This is a genomic window from Natronocalculus amylovorans, from assembly GCF_023638035.1.
GTDB classification, from domain to species: Archaea; Halobacteriota; Halobacteria; order Halobacteriales; family Haloferacaceae; genus Natronocalculus; species Natronocalculus amylovorans.
In genome coordinates this window covers 321,075-338,512 of sequence record NZ_JAKRVX010000002.1, presented here as the reverse complement: position 1 = coordinate 338,512, position 17,438 = coordinate 321,075, and the positions used below count along the sequence as shown (strand labels likewise).

General features: G+C 52.2%; 17 protein-coding genes. 10 read left to right on the top strand and 7 right to left on the bottom strand.

The annotated features are described in order from the left end of the window. Positions 1 to 116 precede the first annotated feature (116 nt). Entirely contained in the window at positions 117 to 2,213 is a 2,097-nt protein-coding gene (locus AArcSt2_RS06100) for a CARDB domain-containing protein (protein WP_250583443.1), read from the top strand. Here the strand turns inward: AArcSt2_RS06100 and AArcSt2_RS06095 are convergent. The 3 genes from AArcSt2_RS06095 to AArcSt2_RS06085 are packed head-to-tail and all read right to left on the bottom strand — an operon-like array spanning position 2,210 to position 3,574. Then, positions 2,210 to 2,566 (bottom strand): rhodanese-like domain-containing protein, encoded by a 357-nt coding sequence (locus AArcSt2_RS06095; protein WP_174651998.1) that lies wholly within the window; start codon positions 2,564 to 2,566, stop codon positions 2,210 to 2,212. The two genes, AArcSt2_RS06100 and AArcSt2_RS06095, sit on opposite strands and share 4 nt — an antisense overlap. 44 nt (positions 2,567 to 2,610) lie before the next feature. Next, on the bottom strand, positions 2,611 to 3,180 hold the full coding sequence (locus AArcSt2_RS06090; RefSeq protein WP_250583442.1) for an NUDIX hydrolase: 570 nt from the start codon (positions 3,178 to 3,180) through the stop codon (positions 2,611 to 2,613). A gap of 1 nt (position 3,181) precedes the next feature. After that, on the bottom strand, positions 3,182 to 3,574 hold the full coding sequence (locus AArcSt2_RS06085; RefSeq protein ID WP_174651996.1) for a hypothetical protein: 393 nt from the start codon (positions 3,572 to 3,574) through the stop codon (positions 3,182 to 3,184). 86 nt (positions 3,575 to 3,660) lie between these two features. Between AArcSt2_RS06085 and AArcSt2_RS06080 the strand changes: the two genes are divergently transcribed. Beyond that, positions 3,661 to 5,031, top strand: a complete 1,371-nt coding sequence (locus AArcSt2_RS06080) for a geranylgeranyl reductase family protein (protein WP_250583441.1) — start codon at positions 3,661 to 3,663, stop codon at positions 5,029 to 5,031. Positions 5,032 to 5,039: 8 nt separating this feature from the next. Here AArcSt2_RS06080 and AArcSt2_RS06075 read toward each other — a convergent pair whose 3' ends face one another. After that, positions 5,040 to 5,804 carry a DUF6517 family protein gene (locus tag AArcSt2_RS06075; protein WP_250583440.1) on the bottom strand — a complete coding sequence of 255 codons (765 nt, stop codon included), beginning with the start codon at positions 5,802 to 5,804 and terminating at the stop codon, positions 5,040 to 5,042. Between the two features lie 116 nt (positions 5,805 to 5,920). Here AArcSt2_RS06075 and AArcSt2_RS06070 point away from each other — a divergent pair, with 116 nt between their 5' ends. Then, positions 5,921 to 6,877, top strand: coding sequence for a DUF5787 family protein (locus tag AArcSt2_RS06070; RefSeq protein WP_250583439.1), 957 nt, complete (start codon positions 5,921 to 5,923; stop codon positions 6,875 to 6,877). Between the two features lie 4 nt (positions 6,878 to 6,881). Here AArcSt2_RS06070 and AArcSt2_RS06065 read toward each other — a convergent pair whose 3' ends face one another. Beyond that, positions 6,882 to 7,733: an MBL fold metallo-hydrolase gene (locus AArcSt2_RS06065; RefSeq protein ID WP_250583438.1), complete on the bottom strand. Its 852-nt coding sequence runs from the start codon at positions 7,731 to 7,733 to the stop codon at positions 6,882 to 6,884. Positions 7,734 to 7,738: 5 nt separating this feature from the next. Continuing rightward, entirely contained in the window at positions 7,739 to 9,157 is a 1,419-nt protein-coding gene (locus AArcSt2_RS06060) for an ATP-binding protein (RefSeq protein ID WP_250583437.1), read from the bottom strand. Between the two features lie 134 nt (positions 9,158 to 9,291). On the opposite strand from AArcSt2_RS06060, the gene AArcSt2_RS06055 reads away from it, so the two are divergent. The 6 genes from AArcSt2_RS06055 to tgtA all read left to right on the top strand — a co-directional run bounded on the left by AArcSt2_RS06055 (position 9,292) and on the right by tgtA (position 15,093). Further along, positions 9,292 to 10,434 carry a thiolase family protein gene (locus AArcSt2_RS06055; RefSeq protein WP_250583436.1) on the top strand — a complete coding sequence of 381 codons (1,143 nt, stop codon included), beginning with the start codon at positions 9,292 to 9,294 and terminating at the stop codon, positions 10,432 to 10,434. A 177-nt stretch (positions 10,435 to 10,611) separates the two neighbouring features. Beyond that, a complete protein-coding gene (locus AArcSt2_RS06050) occupies positions 10,612 to 11,652 on the top strand; it encodes a PAS domain-containing sensor histidine kinase (RefSeq protein WP_174651989.1) in 1,041 nt (346 codons plus the stop codon). Positions 11,653 to 11,685: 33 nt separating this feature from the next. Next, positions 11,686 to 12,063 carry a CHY zinc finger protein gene (locus AArcSt2_RS06045; protein ID WP_250583435.1) on the top strand — a complete coding sequence of 126 codons (378 nt, stop codon included), beginning with the start codon at positions 11,686 to 11,688 and terminating at the stop codon, positions 12,061 to 12,063. A gap of 43 nt (positions 12,064 to 12,106) precedes the next feature. Continuing rightward, entirely contained in the window at positions 12,107 to 12,658 is a 552-nt protein-coding gene (locus AArcSt2_RS06040; RefSeq protein ID WP_250583434.1) for an NUDIX hydrolase, read from the top strand. Between the two features lie 64 nt (positions 12,659 to 12,722). Further along, complete coding sequence (locus AArcSt2_RS06035; protein ID WP_174651986.1) at positions 12,723 to 13,565, top strand: CPBP family intramembrane glutamic endopeptidase; 843 nt, start codon at positions 12,723 to 12,725, stop codon at positions 13,563 to 13,565. Positions 13,566 to 13,605: 40 nt separating this feature from the next. Next, positions 13,606 to 15,093, top strand: a complete 1,488-nt coding sequence (tgtA, locus tag AArcSt2_RS06030) for a tRNA guanosine(15) transglycosylase TgtA (protein WP_250583433.1) — start codon at positions 13,606 to 13,608, stop codon at positions 15,091 to 15,093. Positions 15,094 to 15,100: 7 nt separating this feature from the next. On the opposite strand, the gene AArcSt2_RS06025 is transcribed toward tgtA, so the two are convergent. Further along, positions 15,101 to 15,562: a pyridoxamine 5'-phosphate oxidase family protein gene (locus AArcSt2_RS06025; RefSeq protein WP_250583432.1), complete on the bottom strand. Its 462-nt coding sequence runs from the start codon at positions 15,560 to 15,562 to the stop codon at positions 15,101 to 15,103. Between the two features lie 90 nt (positions 15,563 to 15,652). On the opposite strand from AArcSt2_RS06025, the gene arcS reads away from it, so the two are divergent. Beyond that, positions 15,653 to 17,410 carry an archaeosine synthase subunit alpha gene (arcS, locus tag AArcSt2_RS06020; protein ID WP_250583431.1) on the top strand — a complete coding sequence of 586 codons (1,758 nt, stop codon included), beginning with the start codon at positions 15,653 to 15,655 and terminating at the stop codon, positions 17,408 to 17,410. Positions 17,411 to 17,438: the final 28 nt, after the last annotated feature.

The following is a 17,438-nucleotide window of genomic DNA, read 5'->3' as shown; positions in this document are numbered from 1 at the left end:
TCACCTGACCGTCGCCCGCGTTGTGACATCTGTTGTATCGATAACGAAGTAAGTGCTCAAATTTTCTGAGTGTCACATCACCGAGTAGTTTTATCTCTTGCTACTGTGGTTGATGTATGCGCCGGGTACATGGGGCCAGTATCATTGTATTTGTCTGTCTTACTCTAGCTCTTGCTTTGGCTGTGGGTGTGGCTGGAGGAATCTCTCCAACCGAGAATACAGCATCTCCAGAGCAGCATGCGTCGATCGCTGGCGGAGCTGTAGATAGCGATAGTGAAACACAGACTGAATCGGAACTCTCCGAACAGCAACCACACGTTGCTGCTGTCGGGGGTGCGAACAATATCCAGCAGACACTTCAGATCGATCGAACCTCTGACCGGGTTGGTGAAATAACAATCACGCTTGAGTACACAATCCCAGACCAAGTCACACGGCTTTCTGTTCGGCTTCCAACACAAGCAACGGATGTTGAAACGTCTGGATTCTCGGATGCGGGTGACAGACGGTTTGCGTGGGATGGGAACCGCAACACCCCAACAATCACCTATCGGGTTCCATCCGATCGGACAACAGAATCACGAGGGCCGATCGGAGATGACGGTCGCTTCCTCTTTACGGAGACTGACGAATGGGCACTCATTGGCGTGAATCAACCCGGTCTCGAGTGGGGCTGGAGAGGCCCTGCTCGTGTCTCTGTTGACAGGGAACGGACGATTGCCGGAGAGGGTGCCACTGGTGGTGTAATTGCATTCCTCGGACCGCACACCGAATATCAACGAACAGCACACGGACAGACGTTCAGGCTTATTGTCCCAGATGCGGCGACACTCGAAGAAACACCAGAAGATATTCTTGATGCATTGGAGTTTGCGTCCGACGCATTACGCGTGGGCGATCGGGATTCGGAGGTGTTTGTCGTTGCAGCTCCGGAAGATGGCACTCCATGGGGTGTTCGTGGATTACAAACTGGTGCCGCGGATATGTGGGTAAACGCTGAAGAACCACTTTCGGACCCAAGTAACGTGTGGCTTCACGAGTATGTTCACACCCGGCAGGGATTCGCCGTTACCGATGAGACCGAATGGTTCCTTGAGGGTGGAGCAACATACTACGCTGCACGGCTTACACTTGAACGCGAAGATACTGATTTCCGATCGTTCCAACGTGAACTTGCACGCGGGGAGCGATCACCCCAAGCAGATTCGACCCTCTCTGATCCGACAACATGGTCCGGTGCCGCAGAGTACCGAAAAGGTGCCCTTGTTGCTGGTGAACTCGATCGACAGATTCGAGTCGAAAGCGATGGACAAACCGCGCTCGATACGGTGTTTGCAGCACTCAACGCACAGGACGGCCCAGTAACAAACGATGCGTTCCGCGCAGCGATTGAACGCGAGGGTGGCTCCAGTGCAGTCGATGCGTACGACCGATACGTCTTCACCAGTGCGGTACCGACTATGTGGAATCGGGATGCCCACGAGGCTGCTTTCGGGACCGCCCCTGCACAGATTGAGTCAAGCGTTTCGGATACTGTCGATATTTCGGGACCATACCGACAGGTGACGCTCGATCGCAGAGGGACTGACCCAATTTCGGTGACAACGGGTGAAACGATCAACATCAGTGTTGGAATTGAAAACTACGGTGGCACTGCTGGATCATACGAAATCCCAGTCTATGTTGATGGGACCGCCGAATCAACACTCAATGGGACTATTGAACCCGATGAGCGGGTCTCTGAAATAGTGACTCGAGCATTTGACGATCCGGGCCGGTATGATATCCGCATTGATGATACGCAAGTGACGGTCGTCGTTCAGGAGCCTGCACAACTTTCGGTCTCGGACATCTCGGCAGATTCACAGACAATAGAAACCGGTGAGAGCGTAACAATTACTGCGACCATTCAAAATACCGAAGCGGTTCCTGGTCGGGGTGAGTTCCCAATTAGAATCAATGGCGAGGCGCGCGACACTAAAATAGTTCATCTCGATGCTGGTGCGGAGACAACGGTCGAACTGACAGAAACCTTCACAGAATCAGGGACGTACACCGTCCAGATAGGCTCGGGTGAACTCACACTTACCGTTTTAGATCCGGAGACTGAGACAGAGAGCCTCATACCTGGGTTTGGGTTTACTCCCGTTGTGGTTGCGCTTGCGGTTCTGTTTACGATGATTTTGTTCCGATCGCGATCGATGCGGTACTAAAACGGTGACTCTGGTCCATCTTCAACCGCCTGCTCAACTGTGGGCTCAAGCTCTCCCGGCCACGCTGATAATCCACCACGCATACTTTCAACGCGGGCATTTGTGGTCCCTTCATATGATTTGATCAACCGCGCTGCTTGTATGCTCGCTTTCCCGTGTGGGCACACGGTTACGATTCGATCGGCATCGCGCAGCTGTTCGATCTGTTGTGGAAGGGTGGCGAAGGGGATGTTATCGCTTCCCGGAATATGTTCACGGGTAAATGCGGCCTTCGATCGGATGTCAACAATCCGCGGCGGCTGTGGCGTCTCAAGAAGCGCTTGCACATCTTCGGGGTCAATTTCGCCGTCCATACCATCCCATATCACCCCGTAGTAAAAAGCCCGCTGCCGCGGCCTTACAGAAGGCCATCTGCATCTGCGAGCAATAGCCCTTCGATGGTTGCATCGTTTGTTGGCTGTTCCCGTGCGACCTCAATTGCGTCCGTAACGTCTACCGTTTTCGGTGTGAGAAATTCGTTTGTATCAAGAGCACGATCACCTGGCGTGAGACCCTCCGCAAATACGTAGCCACGTTTGTGTCTGAGAACCCCGGTAGAACACCAACATGTTTGCAGGAGCGAGACGCTCTCTGGTCTGAACCCGGTCTCCTCTTCAAGTTCGCGTGCGCCTGCAGTAGTGAACGATTCTCCGGGTTCGACAATCCCTGCAGGGAGCTCATACTGTGTTTCACGGATTGTTGGTCGATACTGCTCAACAAAGAGCAGTTGTCCATCAGTCACAGCAACAATAACGACTGCAGGAGCGAGTGCTGCCCAGTAGTACCGCTTCTCTGTCCCATCCGGCTGTTCAACAAGATCGTAGCCACCAGTGAACCACCCGGTTTCATACTCTGTAACCGATTCGAGAACGGTCCATTCAGGCTCTCCGATCGTCTGCAGTGGGTGTCTCTCTGACTCTTCTGTCATGTTATTGCTCCTGTGTTTGCTCGACACTGTATCGTTGACCATTGTACTCAACTATCACGCGATCGCCGCCATCCCGTGCTGCCTCGCTATTCTGCTGGGTCAAAGAGCTATACTCATCGAATGGCGTGTGTGTGAACCAGTCTTTGAAATCACCGAAGGCTTTCTGATAGCCATCTGATTGGCCATCGTCCGACTCAAGCGCACTGACAAGGTATGGATAGCGGCGGTCAGTGATCTCTGAGGCATCAACCGCCGGTCCGTCATCGTCGGTCTCAGCTACTTCAAGATAGTAGCTTGGGCCGGAGCCAAGATATCCTGGAAGCGACCCCAGCGCAAGCAAGCCGACAATAACAATGCCAATGACAACCAGTGCATTGCGGGTGACCCGACGCATATCGTATATATGGGATATCATCGGATACCGGTTTCGGAAGGATGCGGTTGGGAAGACCTTTGAGCGGGGCACACAGAAGATGTAGTATGACTGGGGGTAGATACGATGTGGTCATCGTTGGCGCTGGGACTGCTGGCTGTTATGCGGCCGCGACCATCGCTAACAAAGGCTATGACGTCGTCGTGCTTGAGCGAAAACCCGAATCGGAAGCCGGACATATTGCCTGTGGGGATGCGCTGAAAGGTGCAAACACGTTCCCTGAAGCGATCCCGAAAAAAGAGATTGAATCCTCGTTTACCAATACGGACGTTGACCGTGGATTGTTTATCATTCCTGACACGGATATTGAAGTCAATATTCCTGTTCCCGGTGAGCTTGCGGTGATCGATCGGCTTGAATATGGGAGACTGCTGTTGGGTGCCGCTGCGGACGCCGGTACGACGTTCCATTATGATACGGTCGTCCAAGACGTGAGCCAAACTACAGACGGTACCGTTTGTGGTGTCTCTGCAACTCACGATGGCGAACGGTACGAGTACGAAAGCGATCTTGTCCTTGACGGGGCTGGTGCGCTCTCGTTACTGCAGGACAAAACTGACTTTTCAGGATCGAGGTTTGATACAAACGTCCGCTACTCACAGTTCTCGTCGGCTTACCGAGAGGTGCTTACGGTCGAAGAACCCGTCGAGTGGGACGATGCACTGGTTTTGAAGCCAACCAAACGATCGGCCGGATATCTGTGGTATTTCCCACGCACGAGCACTGAAATCAATGTTGGGCTTGGCTTCCAGATGGATGAAGAGCCAATGCAGCTCGTTGAAGCACTTCGTGAGGATATCAGCCAACAGCCGGAGTTTGAGAACGCAGTTGTCAAAGATAAACTGGGCGCTGCGCTCCCCACCCGGCGACCATACGACTCTGCGGTCGCAGATGGCTACATGGCGATCGGCGATGCGGCTGCATATGTCAACCCAATCAGTGGTGGCGGCATTGCGGGCGCAGCCTACAGTGGACAGTACGCAGGCGAACAGGCGATTCGAGCGATCGAGGCAGCGGACTACTCCGAGGAGTTCCTCTGGAACTACAACGTCCGCGTGATGGATCATTTCGGCGGTCGGTTTGCTGCGCTTGACGTCTACAATATTTTTGCCACTGCACACGATCTCAATGCACTACTTGAATTGCTCTCTGTCGTTCCCCCGGAGGCGCTTTCGGAATCGCTCTACTCCGGCTCAACAAACCTGAGCCTCAAACTGAAGCTCTCGATCTTATACGAAAGCCGGGACCACTTTGGACTATTAAAGAAACTGTATGAGACAAAACAGGTTGCAGATGAGCTGCTCGCACACTACGATCGTTACCCAACTGATCCCGACGGATTCCGAACGTGGCAACGAGAACGCGATCGGATTATGGATCGCGTATATGATACGACCGGCGCTGAAAAGAAGTACTAGCCAACTCGCTATTCGACGGCTCGTATAAGCTCGAATAGATCGTCTTCATACTGTGTCGGATCTAATCCGAGATCGATCTCGACAGTTACGGAGATCGCGGACGAAAGCTCTTCGTCGATCGTCTCCTCGAAGTTTTCACTTGGATATGCGCCGCCAGCGATGAGCACTGAGTCATCATGATGCCACACGGCAAGATGCCCCGAAACAGAGAGCGAATCGCTCTCAATAGTAACCTCGTTATCCTCGCGGATAGCAAAGCTAAACGAGTCAAACGGAAACAAACCATGATAATGCTGAAGCGAAGCCTCTTCACCGGTATCAACCGTGACTGTCTCTTCACCGGCTTCCTCGATATCTACAATTCCTGCTGACTCGAGTTCTGACTCAAACTGCTGTTTCGCATTTGTCTCCACTTCATCAAGAATACGATCCCGGCCAACACCCGCTGGAAGATTTGTCAGATCTGGCTCAATTGTTACTCTGCTCGCAAAAAAGATGGCAATCTGTCCATCGATCTGCGCAAGCGTCTTTTCACGAAGTGCGGCTGCAAGCTCAGCTTCGTGATACACCTCAGTCGTCGCGGTTGCGACGATTTCCTGTCCCGCAACTGAGTGGTTGACCACCTCGTCTTGTTCCTGTTCGATGAGCTCCCACCCTCCCTCGAGCAGTTCATCCAAAATCTGTGGTGGTCGTGGTGTTGCACTCGCGATACACCCCGACGTACTAAGAAGCCCTAATCCCCCTGCAGCCGAAACAAACGTCCGTCTGTCCATGATCGTTGTCTGAAGCTGAGTGGTAAGTATTTGTTGGCATCTGTTTACTAAGTAGCACGTTTGTGATACCAACTGCTTGTCGATCGGTTTATGAAAATTGCGCCCTGGGTTAGGGTATGGAGTTTGGCTTTGAGGTTTCGCTCTGTTCGTACCTTGAAGCGACAACGGATTGGATTCTTGCACGACAACTTGGAGCTGCTGTCGCTGAGCCAGGAAACCGAATTATCGACATCTGCTGTGTAATTCCGAACCAATCAATAGATACCCGTACACAAATCACCGCTCGTTCAATTCCTACTGCTGCGATCGACAGCGCAGTTGGTCCCGGTGATGCGGTCTACTGGCGAGACGCGTTTGATTGTCACCCAGAGCGTGCTCGTTCTGTGACTGATCACGCGATCGAGATCGGGTTTTTTGAAGTTGAACGAAACGGAGGCCGCCGATATATCCGGCAAGTAGCACGATACCCACAATGGTATGATCGACTAATCGGGATTGAGAATAAACCCGATCTTAGCCGCCCCGGAAATCTTGAACAGCAACTCCGGCTTGACGTGTCACTGGGCATTTTTGACGAGGTTGTTCTTGCAACGGAGAGCTATGTCACACGTGCACATCTCAATCGGATTCCTGATGAGGTTGGTGTCTGGCGGTTTGATCCGCAGAATGGCGATCGGACCGTTATCCGAGAACCACAGCAGCTTCCAACCACAGAGACGGGTGTTGAACTCCTTGAAAATCACTCACTTAAAACGGATATTGCACTCATTACTGCAGAACAAAAACAGCGCAAGCGAACCCAGCTTGCAGAGCGATCATATGGAAAGGGCTGGCGGACGTACGACTTTCCGGCGTGTGTGCACGGAGCGGCAGAGGATGGTGCCCTTCCGTATTGTACACACTACGGCTGTCTCGTGGATGCATCTACTGACTGCGGCGTTGGCTGTCCCGAATTCGCTAGTGCAGATCCACCCGCCGTTGACACTGCAGCGATCCGAGATGATCGAAGTCCGTGGGTTCACCAGCCTGACGGTATTGTACGAACCCAAAGTGGGCTCGATCGGTTTTTTTAATAGACTACTGGAGGCGCTCGATGCCTGTGCCGTCGAGACGATACTGCTCGCCATCAATCGCAAGCGGCTCTTGGAAGGCTTCTTCGACTGGATAGAAATGGGCGGTGTGAACAAGTCGAGTCTTGGACGCAGTAAGCTCTTCGGCGAGCGAGAGCGCCCCTTCTCGAGTCATATGTTTTGTGCCAAATGTCCGGGGTATCCCATTATTGTCAGGGTCTTTCCCGCCGATCGGATGATACTCACAGAGCGATGCTGGAACGATTGCATCGACAAGAAATAGGTCTGGATCTCGGAGTACATCTCGAGATGCTTTCGGAATGTCGTAGCTCGAATCACCGGATAATGACAGTTTCGCTCCCGTCTGTGGGTCCTCAACGGTGAGTCCAAAACAGATCAGCGGTGGGTGATCAACCGGGACCAGCGTAATCTTGAGGCCACAGGCTTCGAACGGCTCAAACGGTGTTTGTGCACTGACGCTGACGCGATCGAGATAGTCATATTTGCGGCGGATTGTCTCTGCAACGGACTCCTCTGTTATCGGATCCGTTGTATCTGCTGCATGGACCGGAAGCTCATCGAACACACGGTATGCGTTTCCCAACCCATCAAGATGGTCAAAATGAATATGCGTAATAACTGCCTCGTCGGGAAGTGGAACATCTGTCGTGAGAAACTGCTGTCGAAAGTCGGGACTGAGATCAATCAGTAGTGATTTATCTGTCCGTGGATTTCGGACATGAACCGAAAATCGGCTTCGCTGAATTCCACGATCACGCGCCTGTTCGCACGTCTCACAATCACACCCTACAGTGGGTGTTCCCGTCGTATCACCGGTTCCAAGCAGTGTAACATCCATTGCGATCAGTGTGCGTGATCGTGTGGCGTATCTTCGGCTGCGTCACCCTCGTGGCTACTATCGTGGTCATGGTCATGGTCATGATCGTGGCTATGACCGTTCCCCGTTGTTCCTGTTGCGGTTGCACCATCGCCGTCAATCATATCCATATTCTTCAGATTATCCCGCTCTTCGAAGTCAGAGACCGCCGCCAGTAGATCGGCTTGGGTAAGTTCCATCCGTTCTTCTGTGAGTGCTTCAAGCACTGCCTCTCTGAGGACGAGACGAAGATCGCTGCCAGTGAGTCCACTGGTTAGCTCTGCAATCTCCATGGGATCGAACTCGTCGATCCGCATCTGTTTGGTGATTACCTGGAGAATATCTGCTCGCATTCCCTGATCCGGTTTCGGGAAGTTAACGATCTCATCGAACCGCCGCCACGCTGCAGCATCCAACTGATCAGGATGGTTTGTCGCCGCAATCAACAGTACGTCATCTCGGATCAACGAAATATCGTCGATCGATTTCAACAGCGTATTGACTGCACGCTTCAGTGCTGCGTGCTCGTCACTCCGTCGCGTCTTTGCAACCGAGTCAAATTCGTCAATAAAGAGAATACATGGAGAGAGTCGCTTTGCCACCTCGAAGGACTTCTCGACATTCTTTGCAGTCTCTCCAAGATACTGGCTCGTAATCATCGAGAGCTTCACCTCAACGAACGGCAGTCCCAAGTCATGTGCAATTGCGCGTGAGATCGTTGTCTTTCCTGTTCCGGGTGGGCCAACAAAGAGCAGTTTTCCGATCTCTCGAAGGCCGATCGCCGCGAGATAATCGCGATGTTCGATTGCTTTGACGATCTTCCGGATTTCGTCTTCTTGATCCTGTGTGAGCACAAGATCCTTGAGCGTCATCTCGATCTCCTCTGGCGCACGAACGTTCACAAGGTCGAGCATCTCTGCATCCTCTTCCTCGTCAAAGTACTCTTCGAGAAGCGCATCAATCCAGACGCGATCGGCATGAATCGGGCGCGTATTCTCCAAGGCATCTTCGTAACTCACGTCGGAGTCGTACTCCTCGTGATCTTCAACATAGGCCGCAATCGTTGGATTGCTTCGGAGCCGTTCGTCTTCTGCATGGTTGAGATACCACTCGAGAGCCATCTCCGGCTGTGTAAGCGAGATCTCACCGGTAAAATCAGTCTGCTGTGTAAAAAGCAGCTCAGAGACTGCTTTCCATGGCTGTTCAACCCCTGTTGCGGTTCGGGCGATCGTGTCAGTAACTTTGAGTGGTCGTTGAACGCCACCTGGGTCACCTTCTTCATCACTCTCTGTCCAGAACACTTGTCGGAAACGTGGGGGCAGATCATTCTCATCGAGCGATCGCTGCTCGGTATACAAATGTGCGGTAAGCACGAATTCGACCACGTCCAAGGCCGGGTCACTCATCCTACAACGGTTCTCGTCGGATCTGCTTAAGAGCGTCGAAGGCGTAGCGGTGTCGCTGTGTATAAACAATAAACTGTTGAGAGATTTACTTTTGTTCCACCCCGATTTATAATCATGAAGAACAACCGCTCGGTATGAGCGACGACACAACTCCAGTAATTGCTGCAGCATACCGAACACCCCAAGGGAAAGGTGGTGGTGCATTCGCAGACGTCCGCAGCGAAGATCTCTCAATTACACTCATTGATCATATTCTTGCAGAAACTGGGCTAACTGGTGAGCACGTTGATGACCTTATGTGGGGTAACGCCCAGCAACGAACTGAGCAAGATAACAACATGGCACGTGTGATTGCGCTGCTTTCAGACCTTGGTGAAAGCGTCCCTGCAACAACGATCAATCGCTGGTGTGCCTCTTCGATGCAATCAATTATTTCTGCAAGCGATTCGATCGCAGCAGGTAATCGCGAGGTAATTATTGCTGGCGGTGTAGAAAATATGTCTCGCGTGCCGATGGATGGAGACTCTTATCAACATCTCCATCCTGAACTTTCAAATCAGTATAACATCTTCCAACTGCAGATGGGCATGACCGCAGAGAAGGTTGCCTCAGAGTACGAGGTTTCTCGGGAGAAACAGGACCAGTATGCCTATGAGAGCCAAATGCAAGCCGCAGAAGCAACCGAGTCAGGCCGGTTTGACGATGAGATCGTACCTGTTGAGACAGATGACGGCGTCGTCGATCGCGACGAAGGGATCCGCCCGGATACTACACTTGAGGTGCTCTCTGGACTTTCACCCGCATTCACCGGCGATGGAACCGTTACCGCTGGTAACTCCTCGCAGATATCTGACGGCGCGGCTGCAACGCTCGTCACAAGTAAAACATTTGCCGAAGACCACGGCCTCGACATCCTTGCAGAGGTTGGAACCAACGCTGTTGCAGGCGTCGACCCGACCGTGATGGGCATTGGTCCGGTTCCAGCAACACGATCGCTGCTTGAACGCGCTGGTCGATCGATCGAGGACTACGACCTCGTTGAACTCAATGAGGCGTTCGCAAGCCAGTGTGTCTACGCTCGTGATGAGCTTGGAATTGGCCCAGAACAGTACAATGTCAACGGTGGTGCAATCGCGATCGGCCACCCACTCGGCGCATCAGGTGCACGGCTTCCAGTGACGCTTATTCACGAAATGCAAAAACAAAATGCAACCCGTGGATTAGCAACGCTCTGTGTTGGATTTGGACAAGGCGCTGCAATCGAGTTTAGTCGGTAAGGGTCGATTATCATCAGCAGCCAATATTGAACTGATAGAAAGCTATTTTACATATAATTCACCAGATCAGTATGTAGTTATGAATACCTGGTCAATACTGTATATTTATATTCATTTGACCAGGTTATTGTCTAATATATCACCGGATATCAATAGTAACTCTCCCCGGAGACAGTCATGAAGCAGCGGTCCACAACCAAGTCATCTGAGCCAATGCAGTGGAATCGTTTTGAGCAGTTGATGACGCATCTACAGGATGCGGTTGTGGAGTTTGAAATCGTTTCGCAGGTCCCAATTATTCGATCGGTAAACCCTGCATTCGAAGAGACGTTCGCCTGTGATGCAGACGCGGTCATTGGGACTCCACTTAATGACCATATCGTTCCAGATGATTTGAGCCATGAAGCAACTGCATTTGATACTCGAACTGCGGATGGAAAGGCCAACTATGCGATTGTGTACCGTCGGGCCAAACACGAAGTTCGGCGCTTTTTGTATCGGAGCGTTCCGTATGCTAATGGCAATCGTGGTATTGCGATCTATTCGGATATTACCGATGAGATCCGACGCGATCGGCAGTTAGCGGTGCTGCACCGAATTATCAGACACAATCTTCGGAATGATCTCAACGTGATCTTAGGCTATGCGGAAACGATCGCCCGTCGCACTGACGACCGGGAGATTCTCAACCAAGCGCAAACGATCACTGAGACTGCAAGAGACCTCACAGAACTGAGCGACAAAGCACGTGATTTCGAGCGGGTTCTGGACACCGATCATCACCCGAGCGTTGTCGAAATACAGCCGATCGTCACCGATGTTGCAGAGATGTGTCTCGATCGATTCCCCGATGCAACACTGGATATTGATGTCCCAGCAGATGTCACAGTCCGCGGAGGAAGTAATCTTGAGGTAGCGTTGGATGCGTTAGTTGATAATGCGCTCAGATACAGTCCAGCTGGTGACCAATGGGCTGGCATTGTTCTTTCCGAACAACAAGAAATGGTTGAAATTAGTGTGTTAGACAACGGCCCTGGAATTCCTGCACATGAACAGTCTGTTATCACCGGATCACAACCAATTACTCCACTTACGCACGGGAGTGGGCTTGGTCTGTGGCTTGTTGCCGCAACAATTGATGTGTACGGTGGTGAGATCGAGTTTGATGAACTCTCTGACGGCGGCAGCTGCGTAACGATCGTTCTCTCGAAAGCCTAACGATTTACACGTATGGTCTGTGTTCGTGCGGATGTGAGCGATCGAAACACAGACTCGCTGAATAAAAAAGAGTGTGATGGTCGGTTTGCAGTTCCACTCCGCGGAGTCGGTGTCGACACCGAAACCCGGTGTCACCATTATCAGACAGCCAAAGACGTTATTGCGATTAAATTTGCGTGTTGTGAGACCTACTATCCGTGTTTTCAGTGTCATGAAGCGATTGCAGATCACGAACCCACACAATGGCCGCGCGATCGATGTGCCGAGCCAGCGGTCCTGTGTGGCTCCTGTCGGACGGAACTTACCGTGACCGAGTACTTCGACGCAGCGCATCAGTGTCCACACTGTGATTCGGCGTTCAATCCGGGCTGTTACTCGCATCGCTCACGATACTTTGAGCGTCATGAGTAATCCAACCATACGTGTTTTTTAGCTTGGTTGTGACTGTACTCTCATGACAAACCGTTCTGCCGAGCAGGCATGGGAAACAACAGCAAGTGCGATCGACTATCAATGTCCCGGATTTGACGTGCGTGCAGACGATGTCGCCCTCCCAGATGGGACTGAGACTGACTATCATTATGTCGATGAGTCACCTGCGGTGGTTATTCTACCGTTCATTTCTGATACAGAGATTGTTACAATCCGTGAGTGGCGACAAGCCGTTGGGCGAACAAATAGAGGACTCCCCGCTGGATCTATCGAAGCGGATGAAGATATCTTTGCGGCGGCCAGACGGGAACTTCGCGAAGAGACTGGGTATGAAGCCGGCTCATTGGAACATCTCTTGACTGTTGAGCCAACGAATGGGATTGCAAATTCGGTTCATCACCACTTTGTTGCTTACGGTTGTACACCGGCAAGCGATCAATCACTGGATTTCAATGAAACGATCGACGTTGAAGTCGAGTCATACATTGATTTCCTTTCGGACGTTGTCGATGGTCAGATTCGAGATGGGCGGGCAGCAACGGCGGTTATGCATTATGAACTCACTAAAAAATAACATCACATCGTGCCCTGTGAGCTGATTGCCTGCTGTTTTTATTTATTGCATCCATAGGTGTGGTATGGCTGCCTCCCTCGAACAATCGAATAGTCCCTCTTCCAAATATAAACCTGCAAGCGTTCTTGAGGCGACGGTAATCGGTATCTTTGGATTTGTCTTTGGTACTGTCCTCTCAATCGCCGTTCTCTTGCTGCTCGGAGTTGCTGGGGTTGGGTTAACAATCACGAGCGTCATTATTGTCTCTCTGGTGTTTACGCAGGGTATCGGTTTTGGTGCCGTTGCACTCCTGTACGTTCAATACCGTGACGCCGTGGTTACGTCTCTCCAGTCGAAGGTTGGCCACCGGTGGTGGCTGGCTCAGTCTTCATTATCGATTCCGGTTTCCGTTCCATCTGTCCGTGATCTATTGCTCATCGGCGGTGGCTATATTGGCACATTTATTGCGTTGATTGTTGCGTCACTTGCGCTTGCTGCAACGGGTGTCGAACGTGGTCAACAACAAATAACTGAAATTGGCATTGCAAACCCTGAACTTATTTTGCTTCTTATTCCGCTCTCTATTCTGCTCGTTGGCCCTGGAGAAGAGCTTCTGTATCGAGGGGTTGTTCAAGGACGAATGCGAGAATCGTTCGGTGCAGTTGGTGCGATTCTCCTTGCCAGCGCGATATTCGCGGGTATTCACTACTTTGGCGTTGACGGTGATGCAGTTGCTCGGTTGGCAACCGTTGCGGTCCTGTTTGTTCCGAGCATTGTATTTGGTGTTCTGTATGAACTTTCGGAGAACATTGTGGTCCCATCTTTGGTCCACGGTCTATTTAATGCAACACAGTTTGCAGGGCTATACGCAATAACACAACTTGACGAGATCCCTGATGCTGCGATGTTGCTCTTTTATTTTGCCTGACGAACGCAACGCTTACCGACCCCCTCGGACTACGTGGGGTATGCGCGACCATTTTGAGATTCGGGATGCTGATGCAGCCGGGCGTATTGGCTCGCTCTCTGTCCCCAGAGCAGGCGTCACCGTTGAAACACCTGCACTGCTTCCGGTGATTAATCCGAACGTCATTACGATCGAACCACGCCGGCTTGAATCGGAGTTCGGCGCTGAAATCCTTATCACAAACTCCTACATCATCCGAAATACCGAGGATGTCAAAGAGCAAGCGCTTGATGTAGGGCTTCATGAACTGCTGGGATTCAACGGTGCGATTATGACCGATTCAGGGTCGTTCCAGCTTGCAGAGTACGGTGATATTAACGTTACAACCGAGGAGATTATTGAGTTCCAGCGATCGATCGGCTCCGATATCGGAACCCCAGTCGACATCCCAACACCACCGGATGTTGCTCGCGGACAGGCAGAAGATGAGCTTGCAGTGACGAAACAGGCACTCAGGGATGCTGAGGCGATGGATGTTGGTGAGATGCTTATTAACGCCCCCGTGCAGGGATCAACATATCCGGATCTTCGAGAAGAGGCAGGTGGGTTCGCTGCAGCGACCGATCTTGATGTGTTCCCCGTCGGTGCTGTCGTCCCACTAATGAACAGCTACCGATACGCAGAGATGGTAGATGCTGTTGCAGCTGCAAAGCGAGGGCTTGCTGTTGACTGTCCAGTTCACTTATTCGGTGCAGGACATCCGATGATGCTTGCACTTGCGGTCGCACTTGGCTGTGATCTGTTTGATTCCGCTGCATACGCCCTCTACGCCCGTGATGGCCGCTACCTTACTGTTGATGGAACCGAGCACATTGATACGTTGGAGTATCTTCCGTGTTCCTGCCCGATCTGTTCCGAACACAGTGTCTCTGAGCTACAATCAGTGGGTGACACGAAGCAAGAACAGCTGCTTGCGGAACACAACCTCCACGTCACATTTGAGGAAATCGATCGCATCAAATCCGCAATCAGACAGGGGAATCTGCTTGAGTTGGTCGAACGGCGCGCTCGATCGCACCCTGCAATGTGGGATGGATACAAAGCGTTACTTGACCATACAGAACAGCTTGAACGTGAAGATCCGGTTTCAAAAGGGACGTTCTTCTATACATCATCGGACGCTGCACGTCGGCCGGAGGTTACCCGACATCATGAACGACTCGATCGACTCTCAGTTCCTGCCCGTGTGTTGCTCACAGAGGGCGGAACACCTTCGGAAACCGAGTATGATGCTGTGTGGGCAGTCAAACCACCGTTTGGCCCGTACCCAAAGGAGCTATCCGATTCGTATCCACTGACGGCGGAAGTACCGGAACGACCGGACCGATCGGCGCAGGTTGCAGCAGCAGCGGGTATCAAACGGCTCGTAGAACTGAATCCAGAAACGGCGTTCACGCTTGCACACAACGGATGGACACCCGACGCACTCGATGCCGTTCCGGAGACAGTCACGCGTGAGTCGCTACAGGCTGTCCAAGCCGATCGGTAATAACCCGTTACCGTTGTTGTGCAGCCACATCTGCCATCCGATCGCTGAAATCCCACGTATAGAGCCGATGTGGCGTGATGGTAATCGCAACCTCCTCACGCTCTGGGTTAAGTAGCCGATCTGCAAGTGCGGAGTCGGTGTCCCCAAGATAGCGTTCAATCAACGATCTGAGCTGTGTTTTATTCTCATCCGGTTCGATCGTTGCCCGGCCGTTTCCACGAACACCCATGTACGGTGGCTCATTCGTTGAAATCTCGAACGCAACTCGGTTGTCCGCTTGGAGATATCGTACAACATCTGCGTGTTTGCTTGTTGCACAGTGAAGCGTTCCATTGCGGAGCGCATACCATAATGAGAGCATCCAGAGCTGTCCATCTGGTGTGTGACATGAGAGTCGGATCGGGACGGTTGTCTCTGTCAAAAATGTCTTCGTTTCGACTTCGTCCCACGCACCAGATGGTGACTCCATGGTTAGCATAGGAGCGGCAGTGTAAAAACTACAAGGGACGTGCATCCGATAAACGCAAGAGACTACACGCTCGACCGCAGAGTGTGGGTTATGACGCAGTATTTCGAAGTGCTCGACCGTGACGGCCCTGCCCGTCTCGGCGAGTTTCGACTCACAACGCCGCAGATAACGCCGGCGCTTGTTGATGATATTCTTGTCGATGCCGGGAGTTTATGGGCCCAGGAACGATCGATGCCCGATGGAAGCGACGATCACATAACCGTTCTCCCGCACCGATCGCTTCCGGCAGGCACACGTGATGAGATCAAGGACGCATTTGCAGTCGAAACGCCGTCTGTTGATTTCCCGAGTGCAGCAGTCGTCACCGCTGATACCGCCGCCGATCGTGATGCTGATGCGTACATCCTCTCGGATGTTCGATCGTTTGACGGACACGCAGCTGCCCTCCGTGAGGCCATACTTACGACAAAATCCGCGGTCCCTGCGGACACGGCACTTATTGTCTCCGGAATCGCAACACCGGGGAACGTTGCAACGCTTGCATACGCTGGTGTCGATGGCTTTGATACCACCCGAGCAAAAACAAAGGGCGCACAGGGAAAGTATCTGACAACGGATGGTGAAGTATTTTTGGAGGATCTACGGGAACTTCCATGTGCCTGTCACGCGTGTCAGAAACCACGATCGGAGTTCACCCGAACGGACTGTATCGAACACAACGTCTCTGCACTCCAAGCTGAGTTGACTCGCGTTCGAGAGCGAATCCGTGCTGGGCGGCTTCGTGATTATATCGAAGCCCAATCACGGCATGAACAGTGGCTCACTGCAGCGTTCAGAGAGTTTGACCAAGAGTACAGCTATCTCGAAGAGCGGACCCCAGTGCTTCGAAATACCGAACTAACCGCAACCACAGAAGATACCATTCGCCGTGTTGAGATCCAACGCTTTGCCGATCGGGTCACGAGCCGCTACCGGAACCGATTTGAGAACCCGCTTGTGCTTGTTCCGTGCTCAGCAAAGAAGCCATACAGCGAATCACAGAGTCACAAGCAGTTCTTGCGTGCAATCAACTTCCGCGGGCATGTTGCCTCAATGACATCGCCGATCGGTGTGGTCCCGACGGAGCTTGAACTCACGTATCCAGCACAACATTACGATACTGCGGTCACTGGGCGCTGGTCTGAGGATGAAAAACAGTTCGTTGCAGCAGTTCTTGAACGATATCTTGAGCGCAACGAGTACCCAAAAATCATTGCTCACGTTCCAGAGCACGGCTACCGTGATATCTGTCAGCGTGTAGAGGAGGCACTTGATCTTACGTTCACATACACAGTGGCCGACCACCCAACCACTGATGAATCGCTTGCGAACCTCTCTGATGCGCTTCACGGCTTTGGAAAGTTCTCCAAACGAGAGCGTGAGCATAATACTGTAAAAGCGATCGCGGACTACCAGCTCGGAGACGGCGCAGGTGATGACCTGTTTGCTGCGGCCAATATCCGGACAACCGGGCGACACCCAAAGCTCCAGGTGAGGAACGCGGAAAATACCCAACTTGCAACGATGGTGCCCCAGTATGGACTCCTTGCATTCACGCTTGCAGGCGCAAAACGATGGGACGAAAGCGATGTTGAGACAAAACGGGTAGAGATTGATGGCTTCGTTCCACACGGTTCGGTACTTGCTCCTGGTATCGTTAGTGCGGATGAGACGATCCGTCCCGGTGATGAAGTGATTATCGACGGTCCGAAGGCATTCGGTATTGGCCGTGCGGAGATGTTTGGCAGCGAAATGGAGCGCTCAACCCGTGGCATTGGCGTTGAAGTCCGTCACGTTGAAGAACGGTAGACAATATTTAGTGAGTCACTGACGAAAT

What these genes read in the sequence shown, in the direction of transcription:
- AArcSt2_RS06100 (WP_250583443.1), top strand. Translation starts at nt 117, where the DNA reads ATGCGCCGGGTACATGGGGCCAGTATCATTGTATTTGTCTGTCTTACT.
- AArcSt2_RS06095 (WP_174651998.1), bottom strand. Translation starts at nt 2,566, where the DNA reads ATGGACGGCGAAATTGACCCCGAAGATGTGCAAGCGCTTCTTGAGACG.
- AArcSt2_RS06090 (WP_250583442.1), bottom strand. Translation starts at nt 3,180, where the DNA reads ATGACAGAAGAGTCAGAGAGACACCCACTGCAGACGATCGGAGAGCCT.
- AArcSt2_RS06085 (WP_174651996.1), bottom strand. Translation starts at nt 3,574, where the DNA reads ATGCGTCGGGTCACCCGCAATGCACTGGTTGTCATTGGCATTGTTATT.
- AArcSt2_RS06080 (WP_250583441.1), top strand. Translation starts at nt 3,661, where the DNA reads ATGACTGGGGGTAGATACGATGTGGTCATCGTTGGCGCTGGGACTGCT.
- AArcSt2_RS06075 (WP_250583440.1), bottom strand. Translation starts at nt 5,804, where the DNA reads ATGGACAGACGGACGTTTGTTTCGGCTGCAGGGGGATTAGGGCTTCTT.
- AArcSt2_RS06070 (WP_250583439.1), top strand. Translation starts at nt 5,921, where the DNA reads ATGGAGTTTGGCTTTGAGGTTTCGCTCTGTTCGTACCTTGAAGCGACA.
- AArcSt2_RS06065 (WP_250583438.1), bottom strand. Translation starts at nt 7,733, where the DNA reads ATGGATGTTACACTGCTTGGAACCGGTGATACGACGGGAACACCCACT.
- AArcSt2_RS06060 (WP_250583437.1), bottom strand. Translation starts at nt 9,157, where the DNA reads ATGAGTGACCCGGCCTTGGACGTGGTCGAATTCGTGCTTACCGCACAT.
- AArcSt2_RS06055 (WP_250583436.1), top strand. Translation starts at nt 9,292, where the DNA reads ATGAGCGACGACACAACTCCAGTAATTGCTGCAGCATACCGAACACCC.
- AArcSt2_RS06050 (WP_174651989.1), top strand. Translation starts at nt 10,612, where the DNA reads ATGAAGCAGCGGTCCACAACCAAGTCATCTGAGCCAATGCAGTGGAAT.
- AArcSt2_RS06040 (WP_250583434.1), top strand. Translation starts at nt 12,107, where the DNA reads ATGACAAACCGTTCTGCCGAGCAGGCATGGGAAACAACAGCAAGTGCG.
- AArcSt2_RS06035 (WP_174651986.1), top strand. Translation starts at nt 12,723, where the DNA reads ATGGCTGCCTCCCTCGAACAATCGAATAGTCCCTCTTCCAAATATAAA.
- tgtA (WP_250583433.1), top strand. Translation starts at nt 13,606, where the DNA reads ATGCGCGACCATTTTGAGATTCGGGATGCTGATGCAGCCGGGCGTATT.
- AArcSt2_RS06025 (WP_250583432.1), bottom strand. Translation starts at nt 15,562, where the DNA reads ATGGAGTCACCATCTGGTGCGTGGGACGAAGTCGAAACGAAGACATTT.
- arcS (WP_250583431.1), top strand. Translation starts at nt 15,653, where the DNA reads ATGACGCAGTATTTCGAAGTGCTCGACCGTGACGGCCCTGCCCGTCTC.